General features: G+C 70.2%; 14 protein-coding genes and 3 tRNA genes. All 17 read left to right on the forward strand.

The window, feature by feature from the left end; translation table 11 throughout:
* The first annotated feature begins 332 nt into the window (after positions 1-332).
* The 17 genes from ACN260_RS02435 (at position 333) to ACN260_RS02515 (ending at position 14,536) form a co-directional block, all read left to right on the forward strand.
* Entirely contained in the window at positions 333-479 is a 147-nt protein-coding gene (locus tag ACN260_RS02435; protein ID WP_169733070.1) for a hypothetical protein, read from the forward strand.
* A gap of 63 nt (positions 480-542) precedes the next feature.
* Entirely contained in the window at positions 543-3,062 is a 2,520-nt protein-coding gene (locus ACN260_RS02440) for a putative bifunctional diguanylate cyclase/phosphodiesterase (protein WP_422754546.1), read from the forward strand.
* 96 nt (positions 3,063-3,158) lie between these two features.
* Positions 3,159-3,231: transfer RNA gene (locus ACN260_RS02445), tRNA-Thr, on the forward strand.
* A gap of 26 nt (positions 3,232-3,257) precedes the next feature.
* A tRNA-Met gene (locus tag ACN260_RS02450) sits at positions 3,258-3,330 on the forward strand.
* Positions 3,331-3,462: 132 nt separating this feature from the next.
* Positions 3,463-3,630 (forward strand): 50S ribosomal protein L33, encoded by a 168-nt coding sequence (rpmG, locus tag ACN260_RS02455; protein WP_013288652.1) that lies wholly within the window; start codon positions 3,463-3,465, stop codon positions 3,628-3,630.
* A 132-nt stretch (positions 3,631-3,762) separates the two neighbouring features.
* Positions 3,763-4,209, forward strand: a complete 447-nt coding sequence (locus ACN260_RS02460) for a MaoC family dehydratase N-terminal domain-containing protein (RefSeq protein WP_088644785.1) — start codon at positions 3,763-3,765, stop codon at positions 4,207-4,209.
* A gap of 1 nt (position 4,210) precedes the next feature.
* On the forward strand, positions 4,211-4,603 hold the full coding sequence (locus ACN260_RS02465; RefSeq protein WP_422754547.1) for a MaoC family dehydratase: 393 nt from the start codon (positions 4,211-4,213) through the stop codon (positions 4,601-4,603).
* A 127-nt stretch (positions 4,604-4,730) separates the two neighbouring features.
* A tRNA-Trp gene (locus tag ACN260_RS02470) sits at positions 4,731-4,803 on the forward strand.
* A 213-nt stretch (positions 4,804-5,016) separates the two neighbouring features.
* Positions 5,017-5,436, forward strand: a complete 420-nt coding sequence (gene secE, locus ACN260_RS02475) for a preprotein translocase subunit SecE (RefSeq protein ID WP_088644787.1) — start codon at positions 5,017-5,019, stop codon at positions 5,434-5,436.
* A 38-nt stretch (positions 5,437-5,474) separates the two neighbouring features.
* The gene (nusG, locus tag ACN260_RS02480; RefSeq protein ID WP_204924848.1) at positions 5,475-6,197 is read left to right on the forward strand and encodes a transcription termination/antitermination protein NusG; all 723 of its coding nucleotides are present in this window, start codon (positions 5,475-5,477) and stop codon (positions 6,195-6,197) included.
* A gap of 187 nt (positions 6,198-6,384) precedes the next feature.
* A complete protein-coding gene (gene rplK / locus ACN260_RS02485) occupies positions 6,385-6,816 on the forward strand; it encodes a 50S ribosomal protein L11 (RefSeq protein WP_088644789.1) in 432 nt (143 codons plus the stop codon).
* A gap of 80 nt (positions 6,817-6,896) precedes the next feature.
* Entirely contained in the window at positions 6,897-7,613 is a 717-nt protein-coding gene (gene rplA / locus ACN260_RS02490) for a 50S ribosomal protein L1 (RefSeq protein ID WP_302738507.1), read from the forward strand.
* 82 nt (positions 7,614-7,695) lie between these two features.
* Positions 7,696-8,535, forward strand: a complete 840-nt coding sequence (locus ACN260_RS02495; protein WP_422754548.1) for an ABC transporter ATP-binding protein — start codon at positions 7,696-7,698, stop codon at positions 8,533-8,535.
* Positions 8,532-9,218, forward strand: a complete 687-nt coding sequence (locus ACN260_RS02500) for a hypothetical protein (protein ID WP_422754549.1) — start codon at positions 8,532-8,534, stop codon at positions 9,216-9,218. The genes ACN260_RS02495 and ACN260_RS02500 overlap by 4 nt, the downstream gene beginning before the upstream one ends.
* A gap of 302 nt (positions 9,219-9,520) precedes the next feature.
* Positions 9,521-10,069 carry a 50S ribosomal protein L10 gene (gene rplJ, locus ACN260_RS02505; RefSeq protein WP_088644793.1) on the forward strand — a complete coding sequence of 183 codons (549 nt, stop codon included), beginning with the start codon at positions 9,521-9,523 and terminating at the stop codon, positions 10,067-10,069.
* Between the two features lie 54 nt (positions 10,070-10,123).
* Positions 10,124-10,513, forward strand: a complete 390-nt coding sequence (gene rplL / locus ACN260_RS02510) for a 50S ribosomal protein L7/L12 (RefSeq protein ID WP_088644794.1) — start codon at positions 10,124-10,126, stop codon at positions 10,511-10,513.
* Between the two features lie 591 nt (positions 10,514-11,104).
* Positions 11,105-14,536, forward strand: a complete 3,432-nt coding sequence (locus tag ACN260_RS02515; protein WP_088644795.1) for a DNA-directed RNA polymerase subunit beta — start codon at positions 11,105-11,107, stop codon at positions 14,534-14,536.
* Positions 14,537-14,581: the final 45 nt, after the last annotated feature.

Genomic DNA, 14,581 nt, shown 5'->3' on the forward strand with positions numbered 1-14,581 from the left:
CCTGACGAAATGAGCTATGGTGATCGATGTGACGGTTCCGGGAGCAGTCGTCGCGGCCCTCGACTACGACGGTCGCCCTGCCGCCCGGAGAACGGCCCCGCGCCGTTAAGATCGGGTTTGCGTCGATAGTGACATTGGGCGATTCGTGGAGGCTGTTACCCGTCCTGGTGCCGCTGATCTGGCACGGGGAGGTGACGGTGGTGGGCCGAACGGCGGAACCTCTCCGCTGCTCGGACCAGCACCGCTCTCCCCGCTTTTCTGGGTACCCGAGGTGTGGCACGATCGTGGAACCTCCACCATCCCCCGTGAACACTCTCTCGACAGGAGCAATCATGTCTGGTCGAAGGCTGGGCCGGCTGTTTGGCTCGCTCCTCGTGCTCGCCACCATCCTGGGTGGACTCGCCGTCGCCGGCGTCCAGTCCATCGACGGCAGCGCGCAAATGGCGGACGTCGTCTGGACGATGGGCGGCGCGCGCTAAGCCCCCGCGTCGTCCCCGCTCCCGGTGTCCTGGGGGTGACGTCTCTCAGGGAGAGGGTGGCGCATGGCCAGCCGAGATCAGCGGCGTAAGTCCACCGAACGCGCCTGGTTCATCACCGCCCCCCTGGCCCTGCTGGCCATCGTCTTCAGCACCGCGATCGGTGTCCTGCGGCCCGAGTTCGGGAAGTGGGGCCTGGCGTTCGTTCTCTTCGTGGCGATGACGGGGATCAGCATCCCGGTCCTCAACGTCATAGTCCGGCGGCAGTCCGTCGGGGTGACGTTGACCGAGGTGCCCCTCGTCGTCGCGCTCTTCTTCCTGCCACCGCTGACGGTGGTGCTCATATACACGCTCTCCGTGCTGATCTGGAGCGCGTCACACCGGTTCGCCCCGGCCAAGCTGTGGTTCAACGTCGCGAAGGCGGCGGCGGCCACCTCGTTGGCCGGGCTTCTCCTGCTGGCCCTGCCCCCGCTTGCGGGGGTGGGGCCGGGCACCTGGGGCATCCTGTTCCTGGCGGTCAACACCATCACCCTGGTCAGCCTGCTCTCGGTGGCCGGGGTGCACGTGCTGCTCCAGGGTTGGCAGGCCGGCCGGGAGGCGCTGCGTACCGCGCCGTCGGTCTTCCTCACCACCTCGATCAACGCCTCGGTGGGGCTGCTCGTCCTGATCGCGTTGAAGACCACCTGGTGGTCGGTGCTGCTGCTGGCCGCATTGTTCGCGGCGTTGTTCCAGGTCTACCGCTCCTACTCGCAGTTCTTCCGGCAGCACCGCACCCTGACCGGCATGTACGACCTGACCCGGTTGCTCACCAACAGCGCCGAGGGGGCGATCGCCGACATCCTCCTCGACCGGGTGCGGGCCCTGATGCAGGCCGAGTACGCCACCCTGTGGTTGCCCGCCCAGCGCCGGCACCCCGAGGTGCTGCTGACCGCCCGGGTCGACACACCCGGCCTGCTCGACGTCGCGCCCACCCCGACGGTCTTCCGGGAACAGGCCCGTGAGCTGGGCAAGACGCTGTCCATCGGGCGGCTGCTCGGTGACGACACGGCCCTGCGCCGGGAGGTCGGCGCGCAGCAGGTCAAGGACGCGATCGTGGTACCGCTGCGGTCCGGCCAGGCGGTGATCGGCACCTTGGAGGTCACCAACCGGCTCAGCGACATCGGCCACTTCACCACGAGCGACATCCCCGTCTTCGAGACCGTGGCCGCGCATGCCGCCGTCGCCCTGGAGAATTCCCGGCTGGTCGACCGGCTGCGGCACGACGCCTACCACGACGCGCTGACCACGCTGCCCAACCGGCGGCGGATCACCGCCGCGCTGGCCGAGGCGGTCAAGATCCGGGCACCCGGCGAGGTGGTCGCGGTCCTGCTCTTCGACGTCGACGGTCTGCGCCAGGTCAACGAGTCGCTGGGCCACGCGGCGGGGGACAAGGTCCTCGTCGAGGTGGCCGAGCGGCTGCGCGCCTGTGCCCCCTCGTCCGCGCTGGTGGGTCGGGCCGGCGGGGACGAGTTCCTGGTGACGCTGCGGCTGGAGAACGCCGAGGCGGCCCTGGAGCTGGCCGCCCAGCTCCGCGAGCAGATCCGCGACGAGATGGTCTTCGACGCGCTCACCCTCGACGTGGACACCGCGGTCGGGGTGGCGGTGCACCCGGATCACGGCAGCGACGCCGCCGTCCTCCTGCAACGGGTCGACCTGGCGGCCACCGCGGCCAAGGCGGTGCCGGGCAGCGTGCAGTTGTTCAACCCGGCGCTGGAGTCGCGGTCGCTGCGCCGGCTCGGGCTCGCCGGTGACCTGCGTCGCGCCCTCGACGAGGGGGAGCTGGAGGTCTACTTCCAGCCGAAGGTGACCCTGCGGGACCGCCGCCTGCTCGGGGTGGAGTGCCTGGCCCGCTGGGAGCACCCGGCGCACGGCACGGTCTCCCCGGAGGACTTCGTCGCGGTCGCCGAGCACACCGGGCAGCTGGGCCGGCTCACCGAGTTCGTCCTCCGGGAGGGGCTGCGCCGCAGCCGGGACTGGAGCCGCACCGGGCAGCCGCTGGCGGTGGCGGTCAACATAGCCGCCCGCTCGCTGACCGACAGGCACTTCCCGGACCGGGTCGGTGAGCTGCTGACCGAGTACGGCGTCCCGCCGCAACTGCTGACCGTCGAGATCCCGGAGGCGGCGGTCCTGGACGGCACCGAGCGGCCGATCCCCACCCTGCGCCGGCTGCGGGACCTCGGCGTCCGGCTGGCGGTGGACGACTTCGGCACGGGCAACTCGTCGCTGGCCCAGCTGCGCCGGCTGCCGGTGCACGAGGTGAAGGTGGACCGGTCGTTCGTGCAGGGGATGGCGACCGACCCGGGGGACCTGGCGATCGTCAACGCGGTGGTGTCGCTGTCCCAGCAGTTCGGCCTGGCGGTGGTGGCCGAGGGGGTGGAGAGCGAGCTGACTCTCGAACTGCTCCAGGACATCGGCTGCGAGATCGGGCAGGGCTTCCTGTTCAGCCGGCCGCTGCCGTACGAGCGGCTGGAGGCCTGGTTCGGTGCCCAGACCGACCAGGAGGCGATCGACCCGGACGCGCTGCCGAGGCTCCGCGTCGTGCCCTGAGCTGCGGCGATGCGGGACAGGGGGATCCCATTTCACCCCCGGCGCGGTGCCGTGTAATGTATCCCCTGCGCGACGCCCTCCGGGGTGATCGGGTAGGCCCCCTTAGCTCAGTCGGCAGAGCGTCTCCATGGTAAGGAGAAGGTCTACGGTTCGATTCCGTAAGGGGGCTCAGAGGGTCCGGCTGGACCCGCCTGCGGCGGTGTAGCTCAGATGGCAGAGCAAGCGGCTCATAATCGCTGTGTCGCCGGTTCAAGTCCGGCCACCGCTACTCTCGTCCTTCGGGCTCATCCCCGGTGGTCGGTGGGACGGGCGCCACTGGCGCCCGCTTTGCATGTCCAGGCGTTGTCCGCGTAGGCTGATGCGCTGTAGTTGATATCCGTAGCGAGGAAGGCACTCCGCCGTGGCGAAGGCGACCGATGTCCGGCCGAAGATCACTTTGGCGTGTGTGGAGTGCAAGGAGCGCAACTACATCACGCGCAAGAACCGCCGCAACGACCCGGACCGCATCGAGCTGAAGAAGTTCTGCCCCCGGGACGGCAAGCACACCGTTCACCGCGAGACCCGCTGACCTGCGGCCGGCATTAGCCGGCCCGGTCCGCAGCGCTTCCCCGGACGCCGATCCGCACGGCTGGCGCGGCCCTTGTCAGGGCCGCCCGCCCGTACGGGTCGGCGTTCGTGTGTCCCGTGTAGGTTCGGCGGCATGTCCCTGGACCCGTCCTTCGTCGGCCGGACGTACCCGCCGACCGCCCCCTACCAGGTGGGCCGAGAAAAGATCCGCGAGTTCGCCACCGCCATCGGCGCGACCGACCCGGCCCACCACGACCCGGCGGCGGCCCGCGCGCTCGGCCACCCGGACGTGGTCGCCCCGCCCACCTTCCCGGTCCTGATCACCATGGCCGCCAGCCAGCAGATCGTCGACGATCCGGCGCTCGGGGTCGACTACAGCCGGGTGGTGCACGGCGACCAGCGGTTCGCCTACACCCGGCCGGTGGTGGCCGGGGACGAGCTGGTCTGCGTGAACACCATCGAGGAGATCAGCTCCCGCAGCGGGCACGGCTTCCTCACCACCCGCACCGACGTGACCACCGTGGCCGGTGAGCCGGTGGTCGCCGTCTGGTCCAAGCTCGTCGTCCGTGGGGAGTCCTGACGTGGAACTGTCGACCCGTACGTTCCGGGTGACCCGGGCGGACCTGGTCCGCTACGCGGGCGCCTCGGGGGACTTCAACCCGATCCACTGGAGCGACCGGACCGCCACGAAGGTGGGGCTGCCCGGGGTGATCGCGCACGGCATGTTCACCATGGCGCTGGTCGGTCGGGCGGTCACCGAATGGGCCGGCGCGCCCGACGCGGTGGTCGAGTTCGGGGTGCGGTTCACCCGGCCGGTGGTCGTCCCGGACGACGACGAGGGCACCGAGATCACCGTCGACGCGGTGGTCAGGGAGGTCACCGAAACCGGCCTGACCAGGCTCGATGTGACCGCCAGGTGCGGCGGCGAGAAGGTCCTGTCGCAGGCGCGGGCGCTCGTGCGGACAGCCGGCTGACAGGTCGCCGGCACGGACCGGGCGGGACCGGTTGGGAAAGTCGGGGTGCTACCCGTACACTGGTCCGCCGTGGGGCAAGTGACCCCTGCTCGGCCGTGCAGGCCGGGTGGGGCGAGCGTTGCCGCACAGGGGTGTAGCTCAATTGGCAGAGCAGCGGTCTCCAAAACCGCAGGCTGCAGGTTCAAGTCCTGTCACCCCTGCGCCTCAGGCCTGACCGTTCCCGTGGGTCGCGCCGCCGCAAGGCGGCGTCCGGCCCGTGGTGGTGGCATCGGCGGGGTGGCTTCGAGGCGACTCGGGGCCCTTCGTCCGGTCCGCCGGCCGCGGCCCGTCGCGGGACGGTTGGTCCGGCCGGCGTGACCAGCGCCGCGTACGCCTCCCGGCGTACGAACCGACATCCCGCGACGGAGGGCGAAGTGGCCGAGAGCAAGCGGCGCGGCGAGGACGCCGGCGACGACGGTCTGCGCGACGAGCGTGACGAGGTCGTCGACGAGGTGACCGCCGACAGCGACGCCACCGACGACGACGCCACCGACGCGGACGAGCCGGTATCCCGGGGCGGTACCGCGACCCGGTCGCGGACCCGTGCGGGTGCCGCCGACAGCAAGTCGAAGACCCGCTCCGAGACCGACCGGGTGGGGCCGTTCGGCCGCATCGCGCGTTTCTTCCGCGAGGTCGTCGCCGAACTGCGTAAGGTCATCTGGCCGACCCGCAAGGAGCTGCTGACCTACACCGCCGTGGTGGTCACCTTCGTCGCGGTGATGCTGACCATCGTGGGCCTGCTCGACTTCGCCTTCGCGAAGGGCGTGCTGTGGGTCTTCGGCAGCCCCAGCTGACCGGCCGACTGAGCCGATAGTGACGGAAGTGAGCAAGCGTGCCTGAGTACGACGAGACCGCCGGGACCACGGACGACCAGTCCACGGTCGCGACGGCGGCGAGTGACGAGTCGGTCGAGGCCGCCAGCGAGCCGGAATTCCCGACCACGGAGCCGGAGCCGGACGAGGACTACGACCCGGTCGCCGAGCTGCGCCAGAAGCTGCGCTACGCGCCCGGCGACTGGTACGTGGTGCACTCGTACGCCGGTTACGAGAACAAGGTCAAGACGAACCTCGAGACCCGGATCACCTCCCTCGACATGGAGGAGTTCATCTACCAGGTCGAGGTGCCGACCCGGGAAGAGGTCGAGGTCAAGAACGGCAAGCGTTCCCAGATCCAGGCCAAGGTCTTCCCCGGCTACATCCTGGTCCGGATGGAGCTGACCGCCGAGTCCTACTCCTGCGTGCGCAACACGCCGGGGGTCACCGGGTTCGTCGGGGCCACCGACCGGGCCGACCGGCCGGCGCCGCTGAGCCTCGACGAGGTGCTCAAGTGGCTGGCCCCGGCGGTGGAGACCGAGCAGAAGAAGGCCAAGCCCGAGATCAAGGTCCTCGACTTCGAGGTGGGCGACTCGGTCACCGTCACCGACGGGGCGTTCGCCTCGCTGCCGGCGACGATCAGCGAGATCAACGCCGACCAGCAGAAGCTCAAGGTGCTGGTGTCGATCTTCGGCCGGGAGACCCCGGTCGAGCTGAACTTCAACCAGGTCGCCAAGATCTGACGTCGTACCCCGTCGCCGGCGGTGGGCCTCGGCCCGCCGCCGGCGACGTCGTTCCGCCCCGGCGCGGACCTCGACGCAGAGGGTCACCGGGCGCTGCGCTACCCTTGAATGTCGTCGCTGTGGCACCGCGCTGACCGTGCGCGCCCGTGGCCGGCACCTTTCCCAGTTCCAAGCCCCAGGAAGTGACATGCCTCCGAAGAAGAAGCTCGTCAAGACGTTCACGCTTCAGCTGAAGGCGGGCCAGGCGACCCCGGCTCCGCCGGTGGGCCCCGCGCTCGGTCAGCACGGCGTGAACATCATGGAGTTCTGCAAGTCCTACAACGCGCAGACCGAGTCCCAGCGGGGCGACATCGTCCCCGCCGAGATCAGCGTCTACGAGGACCGCTCCTTCACCTTCGTCCTGAAGACCCCGCCCGCCGCCCGGCTGCTGCTCAAGGCCGCCGGTGTGGACAAGGGCTCCGGCGTGCCGCAGAGCCAGAAGGTCGGCTCGGTGAGCCAGGCCCAGGTGCGCGAGATCGCCGAGAAGAAGATGGTCGACCTCAACGCCAACGACATCGACCAGGCTGCGAAGATCATCGCCGGTACCGCCCGGTCGATGGGCATCGTCGTCAACGACTGACGCCCGTCAGTCCCCCAGACCAGTTCGTGGGAGGGCGCGCGTCGACCGCGGCCCGCCAGAGACCACAGGAGTAACCCGAGATGCAGCGCAGCAAGACGTACCGCAAGGCCGCCGAGGCGATCGACAAGTCGAAGCTCTACACCCCGGCCGAGGCGGTCAAGCTCGCCAAGGACACCACCAGCGCCAAGTTCGACGCCACGGTCGAGGTCGCCATGCGCCTCGGCGTCGACCCCCGCAAGGCGGACCAGATGGTCCGCGGCACGGTCAACCTGCCGCACGGCACCGGTAAGACCGCCCGCGTGATCGTCTTCGCCGCCGGCGCGAAGGCCGAGGAGGCCGTCGCCGCCGGTGCCGACGAGGTGGGCACGGACGAGCTGGTCGCCCGGATCCAGGGCGGCTGGCTGGACTTCGACGCGGCGATCGCCACGCCGGACCAGATGGCCAAGATCGGCCGGATCGCGCGGATCCTGGGCCCGCGCGGCCTGATGCCGAACCCGAAGACCGGCACCGTGACCATGGACGTCACCAAGGCCGTCTCGGACATCAAGGGCGGCAAGATCACCTTCCGGGTGGACAAGCACTCCAACCTCCACCTGATCATCGGCAAGGCCTCGTTCTCCGAGACCCAGCTGATCGACAACTACGCCGCGGTGCTGGACGAGGTGCTCCGCGCCAAGCCGTCCGCGGCCAAGGGCAAGTACCTCAAGAAGGTCACCCTGGCCACCACGATGGGCCCGGGCGTCCCGGTCGACCCGAACGTGGTGAAGAACCTCCAGGAGACCGCCGTCGAGGGCTGAGCCCGACCGCTCCCGCGCAGGGGCCCCGCCACGCACCGTGGCGGGGCCCCTGCCGTGTGTCGGTTTGTGGCAGGCTCACCCCATGCGACTGGAGGACGTCCGGCTCCGGTACCGCCGGGGCGGCCCCTGGGTGCTGCGCGGCGTCACGGCCCGCCTCGACCCGGGCGAGGTGGCGGTGGTGCTCGGTCGCAACGGGGCCGGCAAGTCGACCCTGCTGCAACTCTGCGCCGGGGTGCTGCGCCCGGTCCGGGGCCGGGTGGTCGACCGTCCCCAGCGGGTCGGCTGGGTGCCCGAGCGGTTCCCCGCCGACCAGCCGTTCACCGTGACCCGCTACCTCACCGCCATGGGCCGGGCCGCCGGCCTGGGCCGGGCCGACGCCGACCGGGCCGTCGACGGGTGGACCGACCGGCTGGGCCTGACCCCGTTCCGCACGGTCCGCCTGCCCGACCTGTCCAAGGGCACCGCGCAGAAGGTCGGCCTGGCCCAGGCGATGCTGCGGACCCCCGGACTGCTGGTCCTCGACGAGCCCTGGGAGGGGCTGGACGCCGCCGCCCGGGGTTTGGTCCCGGAACTGGTCGACGAGGTGCTGGCGGCCGGGGGAGCGGTCCTGGTCAGCGACCACCGGGGCGAGACGGTCCGGCTCCCCGGGGCCCGGCACTGGACGGTCGCCGACGGCCTGGTCACCGACGAACCGGCCACCGGTGACGCGGCCGTCGCCGTGGTCGAGGTCGCGGTGCCGGCCGCGCGGGTGGCCGGCACCGTCGCCCGGTTGCGCGCCGACGGCCACCGGATCCTGCGGGTACGCGAACCCGCCGGCACGCCCCGGCGGGCGGCTGCGCCGCCGGCACCCGTCCTGCCCGCCGAGGCCGGGTCGGCGGGTGATCCGGCGCGGGACGGCCGGGCGGGGGAGGGGGCCCGGTGAGCGCGCTGGTGCGGATGCGGTTGGCCGGTTTCCTGCGTACCGGACGGGCGCTGGCGCCGCTGCTGGCCGGCCTGCTGGCCCTCGGCATCCTGTACGGCGGCGGCCGGGCCCGCCCGGCGGAGGCGTACGGCGTCAGCGCGGTGGTGCTCTTCCCGGTGCTGGCCTGGCAGACCAAGATCCTGCTGGACGTCGAGCCGGACGTGCAGCGCCGGCTGGCGCAGGTGCTGGTCGGCCCGGTGCGGGAGCGGCTCGCCGGGCTGCTCGCGGCCGTGCTCGCCGGGGTGGGCACCGTGCTGGTCGCGCTGGTCTTCCCGTGGCTGGTCGGCGGGGCGGCCGCGCCCGGTCCGGGTGATCCGCCGGTGGTGGCGGCGCTGGCCCTCGGCCTGTGGGCGCACCTGCTCGCCCTGCTGCCCGCGGTGGCCCTGGGCGCCCTGGCCAGCCGGGCGCTCACCCGCAGCGCCGGGTACGGCGTCGCCGTGCTCGCCCTGGGCGCGGTCGGCACCCTCGCGCTGGGCCTGCGCGGCTCGGTGGCGCCCTGGCTGGTGCCGCCGGTGCTGGCCACCGCCCGGGCGCTCGCCGGTTCCCTGCCGGCCGGCACCGCGCTGCTCCTGTCGGCCTGGACGCTGGCCTGGGCGGGGGCGGCACTGGCCGGCTACGTCCGCTGGCGGCGGGTCCGCCCGTGACCGGCGGGGGGCGATTTGGTGATGGCCGGGCCGTCGCGTAACCTGGTGCGGTAGTTCCACCCAGAGACCGCTGGTCACCGTGCCCCGGCACGGTCGAAGGCTCCGCGACGACGGGCGACCCGCGCAGGGCGGTAAGCGTAATACGGTTCATTTCCGTGGTCCGCCGACCACGGTGATCGGTCCGGTCCTCGCCCCGCGCGCCCTGCGCCGGGGCTTTTTCGTTGTCGTGACGCCTCCGGCGCCGTCACCGAGCCCCGTGCTCCCCGATGGCGACCAGCTCCGAGTAACGAGAGAGGAGGGACATGGCGGACAAGCCGATCCGGGCCGACAAGGCCACGGCCGTCGCTGAGCTGACCGAGAGCTTCCGTACCTCGGGCGCCGCGGTGCTCACCGAGTACCGTGGTCTGACGGTTTCCCAGCTCACCCAGCTGCGGCGCTCGCTCGGCAAGGAGACCACCTACACGGTCGCGAAGAACACGCTGGCCAAGCGTGCCGCGACCGAGGCGGGCATCTCCGGCCTCGACGAGCTGTTCACCGGTCCTACCGCGCTGACTTTCGTTTCGGGCGACGTCGTCGAGGCGGCGAAGGGTCTTCGCGACTTCGCGAAGGCCAACCCGAAGCTCGTCATCAAGGGCGGTGTGTTCGAGGGCAAGGCCATTTCCGCGGCCGAGGTCACGAAGCTCGCCGACCTGGAGTCCCGTGAGGTGCTGCTGGCCAAGCTGGCCGGCGCGATGAAGGGCAACCTGAGCAAGGCCGCGGCCCTGTTCCAGGCGCCGCTCTCCAAGGCCGCCCGCGCGGCGGCCGCCCTGGCGGACAAGAAGCGCGAGCAGGAGGGCGCCGAGGCGGCCTGAGGCCCCCCGGCGCACCACGTTCTTTAATTTTCATTGCGAGAAAGGACGCCAGACATGGCGAAGCTCAGCACCGACGAGCTGCTCGACGCGTTCAAGGAGATGACGCTGATCGAGCTCTCCGAGTTCGTGAAGCAGTTCGAGGAGACCTTCGAGGTCACCGCCGCCGCGCCGGTCGCGGTTGCCGCCGCGGGTGGTGCCGGTGGCGCCGCCGCCGCGCCGGTCGAGGAGGAGAAGGACGAGTTCGACGTCGTCCTGGAGGCCGACGGTGGCAAGAAGATCCAGGTCATCAAGGTCGTGCGTGAGCTGACCGGCCTGGGCCTCAAGGAGGCCAAGGACGCGGTCGAGTCCGCGCCGAAGGCGATCCTGGAGAAGGTCAACAAGGAGACCGCCGAGAAGGCCAAGGCCAAGCTCGAGGGTGAGGGCGCCAAGGTCACCCTCAAGTGACCTGAGGTCGACCCCTGGGGTCGACAGTGGCGCGTGTCCGGCTCGGGTGAGTCGCGGCACACCACGAACTGAACGGGCGGTGATCCGATACACGGATCACCGCCCGTCCTGCTTGGTGACTCCGGGTATCAGTGGTGTGAGCAGGGTGTTCGCACTCGTGGTGCGACATCGTGGTGACGCCGTGGGTAGCCCGTCCGTGGGAAACCCGTCGAGCAGGCGCTTGGAGCCTCTTGACGTGGCCCCGGCCTGCCAGGCACGCTGACACCAGCAAGACCTTCCGCGCTTGCGACGGCCCCCTCCCGGGTAATGGCTGCGGCAGCACCAGCAGCCGCTCCACCCGGGCGGTCCGACAGGAACGTCGTGTTCCGAGCGGCCCGGTGTGACCCCGTTCTCCGGGGTCCCGTGGCGCGTTCCGCGACGACCTGCGGGATGGGCTGGACAGCGGTTAGCCTCTCGGCTACACTGCTAGTTTGCGCTGCCTTCCGACTTGACCCCTGCTCGGAAATGTCCGGTTACGGATATTTCTGGTGGGGTCATTGGAGTGCACGCGTACCAGCCGTTCTGCAGCACCGGTCCTCGGAAGGACGCATCTTGGCAGCTTCCCGCCCTGCGAAGACCAGTCGTACGTCGAGCGCTTTCGCGCCCCGCCGAGTTTCTTTCGGCAGGATCACCGAACACCTCGAGGTCCCCAACCTCCTCGCCATCCAGAACGAGTCCTTCGACTGGCTCGTCGGCAACGAGGCTTGGCAGGGCCGGTCGGCGGACGACCCGCACGCACGCTCGGGTCTCGCGGAAATCCTCGACGAGATCAGTCCCATTGAGGACTTTTCCGGCACCATGTCGCTGTCCTTCTCGGCACCGCGCTTCGACGAGGTCAAGGCCTCGATCGAGGAGTGCAAGGAGAAGGACCTGACCTACTGCGCCCCGCTGTTCGTGACGGCGGAGTTCACCAACAACACCACCGGCGAGATCAAGAGCCAGACGGTGTTCATGGGTGACTTCCCGATGATGACGCCCAAGGGCACCTTCATCATCAACGGCACCGAGCGCGTCGTGGTCAGCCAGCTCGTCCGGTCCCCGGGCGTCTACTTCGACAAGCAGCCGGACAAGACCTCCGACCGCGACCTCTCCAGCGTCAAGGTCATCCCCAGCCGGGGTGCCTGGCTGGAGTTCGACATCGACAAGCGCGACACGGTCGGCGTCCGCATCGACCGCAAGCGCCGGCAGGCCGTCACGGTCCTGCTCAAGGCCATCGGTTGGTCCGCCGAGCAGATCCGCGAGAAGTTCGGCTGGTCCGAGCTGATGATGACCACGCTCGAGAAGGACCACATCGCCGGGCAGGACGAGGCTCTGCTCGACATCTACCGCAAGCTCCGCCCTGGCGAGCCGCCGACCCGCGAGAACGCCCAGACCCTGCTCGACAACCTCTTCTTCAACCCGAAGCGGTATGACGTCGCCAAGGTCGGGCGGTACAAGTTCAACAAGAAGCTCGAGCTCGACGTGCCGATCACCACCGGCACGCTCACCGAGGACGACGTCGTCGCCACCGTGGAGTACCTCTGCCGGCTGCACGCCGGTGAGGAGGGCTACGAGGCCGACGACATCGACCACTTCGGCAACCGTCGCCTGCGTACCGTGGGCGAGCTGATCCAGAACCAGGTCCGGGTGGGTCTCTCCCGGATGGAGCGGGTCGTCCGCGAGCGGATGACCACCCAGGACGTCGAGGCGATCACGCCGCAGACCCTGATCAACATCCGCCCGGTGGTGGCGGCGATCAAGGAGTTCTTCGGCACGTCGCAGCTGTCCCAGTTCATGGACCAGACCAACCCGCTGGCGGGCCTGACCCACCGGCGGCGGCTGAGCGCGCTCGGCCCGGGTGGTCTGTCCCGGGAGCGGGCCGGCTTCGAGGTCCGCGACGTGCACCCGTCCCACTACGGCCGGATGTGCCCGATCGAGACGCCGGAAGGCCCGAACATCGGCCTGATCGGCGCGCTGTCCACCTTCGCCCGGGTCAACCCGTTCGGCTTCATCGAGACGCCGTACCGGAAGGTCGTCGAGGGTCGGGTCACCGACCAGATCGACTACCTGACCGCGGACGAGGAGGACCGGTTCGTCAAGGCCCAGGCCAACGCGCCGCTCAAGGCCGACGGCACGTTCGCCGAGGACCGGGTCCTGGTCCGCCGTAAGGGCGGCGAGACCGAGGACGTCGCGCCCGGCGCGGTCGACTACATGGACGTGTCGCCGCGGCAGATGACCTCGGTCGCGACCGCGATGATCCCGTTCCTGGAGCACGACGACGCCAACCGCGCGCTGATGGGCGCGAACATGCAGCGTCAGGCGGTGCCGCTGGTCAAGGCGGAGTCGCCGCTGGTCGGCACCGGCATGGAGTACCGTGCCGCGGTCGACGCCGGTGACGTGGTGGTGGCCGAGGTCGGCGGCGTGATCGAGGATCTCTGCGCCGACTACATCACCATCCACCAGGACGACGGCCACCGCCGGACGTACCTGCTGCACAAGTTCCGCCGCTCCAACGCCGGCTCCTGCGTCAACCAGAAGCCTGTCGTCTTCGAGGGCGACCGCGTCGAGGCCGGCCAGGTCATCGCCGACGGTCCGTGCACCGACGAGGGCGAGATGGCGCTCGGACGCAACCTGCTGGTCGCGTTCATGTGCTGGGAGGGCCACAACTACGAGGACGCGATCATCCTGTCGCAGCGCCTCGTGCAGCAGGACGTGCTCACCTCGATCCACATCGAGGAGCACGAGGTCGACGCCCGGGACACCAAGCTCGGCCCGGAGGAGATCACCCGGGACATCCCGAACGTCAGCGAGGAGATGCTCGCCGACCTCGACGAGCGCGGCATCATCCGGATCGGCGCCGAGGTCGTCCCCGGCGACATCCTGGTCGGCAAGGTCACGCCCAAGGGCGAGACCGAGCTGACCCCGGAGGAGCGGCTGCTGCGCGCGATCTTCGGCGAGAAGGCCCGGGAGGTCCGGGACACCTCGCTGAAGGTGCCGCACGGCGAGACCGGCACGGTCATCGGGGTACGGACCTTCTCCCGCGAGGACGGCGACGAACTGCCGCCGGGCGTCAACGAGCTGGTCCGGGTGTACGTCGCCCAGAAGCGCAAGATCCAGGACGGCGACAAGCTCGCCGGCCGGCACGGCAACAAGGGTGTCATCTCGAAGATCCTGCCGATCGAGGACATGCCGTTCCTGGAGGACGGCACCCCGGTCGACATCGTGCTGAACCCGCTGGGTGTGCCTTCCCGGATGAACATCGGCCAGGTCCTGGAGACCCACCTCGGGTGGGTGGCCAAGACCGGCTGGAGCGTGGACGGCGACGACACCGAGTGGAAGCGTCAGCTCCGCTCGATCGAGGCGCACGAGTCCGAGCCGGACACCAACGTGGCCACGCCGGTCTTCGACGGTGCCCGCGAGGAGGAGATCTCCGGTCTGCTCGCGTCGACCCTGCCCAACCGGGACGGCAAGCAGCTGATCGGTTCCTCCGGCAAGGCGCAGCTGTTCGACGGTCGTTCCGGCGAGCCGCTGCCGGACCCGATCGCGGTCGGCTACATCTACATCCTGAAGCTCAACCACCTGGTCGACGACAAGATCCACGCCCGGTCGACCGGACCGTACTCGATGATCACGCAGCAGCCGCTGGGTGGTAAGGCGCAGTTCGGTGGCCAGCGCTTCGGTGAGATGGAGTGCTGGGCCATGCAGGCGTACGGCGCCGCCTACGCCCTGCAGGAACTGCTGACCATCAAGTCCGACGACGTCCTGGGCCGGGTCAAGGTCTACGAGGCGATCGTCAAGGGCGAGAACATCCCGGAGCCGGGCATCCCGGAGTCGTTCAAGGTGCTGCTCAAGGAACTCCAGTCGCTGTGCCTGAACGTCGAGGTGCTCAGCAGCGACGGGGTGGCCCTGGAGATGCGCGAGACCGACGACGAGGTGTTCCGGGCCGCGGAGGAGCTGGGCATCGACCTGTCCCGGCGCGAGCCGAGCTCGGTCGAAGAGGTCTGAGGTGGTGGTTCGGGGCAGGGTGACCCGCTCCGGGCGGTCAGGCTT

Source organism: Micromonospora sp. WMMD708 (genome assembly GCF_049315245.1).
GTDB classification, from domain to species: Bacteria; Actinomycetota; Actinomycetes; order Mycobacteriales; family Micromonosporaceae; genus Micromonospora; species Micromonospora wenchangensis.

Bases quoted from the DNA above. Each gene is read 5' to 3' on its own strand.
- rplL (WP_088644794.1), top strand. From the start codon at position 10,124: ATGGCGAAGCTCAGCACCGACGAGCTGCTCGACGCGTTCAAGGAGATG.
- ACN260_RS02435 (WP_169733070.1), top strand. From the start codon at position 333: ATGTCTGGTCGAAGGCTGGGCCGGCTGTTTGGCTCGCTCCTCGTGCTC.
- ACN260_RS02460 (WP_088644785.1), top strand. From the start codon at position 3,763: ATGTCCCTGGACCCGTCCTTCGTCGGCCGGACGTACCCGCCGACCGCC.
- rplK (WP_088644789.1), top strand. From the start codon at position 6,385: ATGCCTCCGAAGAAGAAGCTCGTCAAGACGTTCACGCTTCAGCTGAAG.
- rplA (WP_302738507.1), top strand. From the start codon at position 6,897: ATGCAGCGCAGCAAGACGTACCGCAAGGCCGCCGAGGCGATCGACAAG.
- ACN260_RS02440 (WP_422754546.1), top strand. From the start codon at position 543: ATGGCCAGCCGAGATCAGCGGCGTAAGTCCACCGAACGCGCCTGGTTC.
- rplJ (WP_088644793.1), top strand. From the start codon at position 9,521: ATGGCGGACAAGCCGATCCGGGCCGACAAGGCCACGGCCGTCGCTGAG.
- ACN260_RS02495 (WP_422754548.1), top strand. From the start codon at position 7,696: ATGCGACTGGAGGACGTCCGGCTCCGGTACCGCCGGGGCGGCCCCTGG.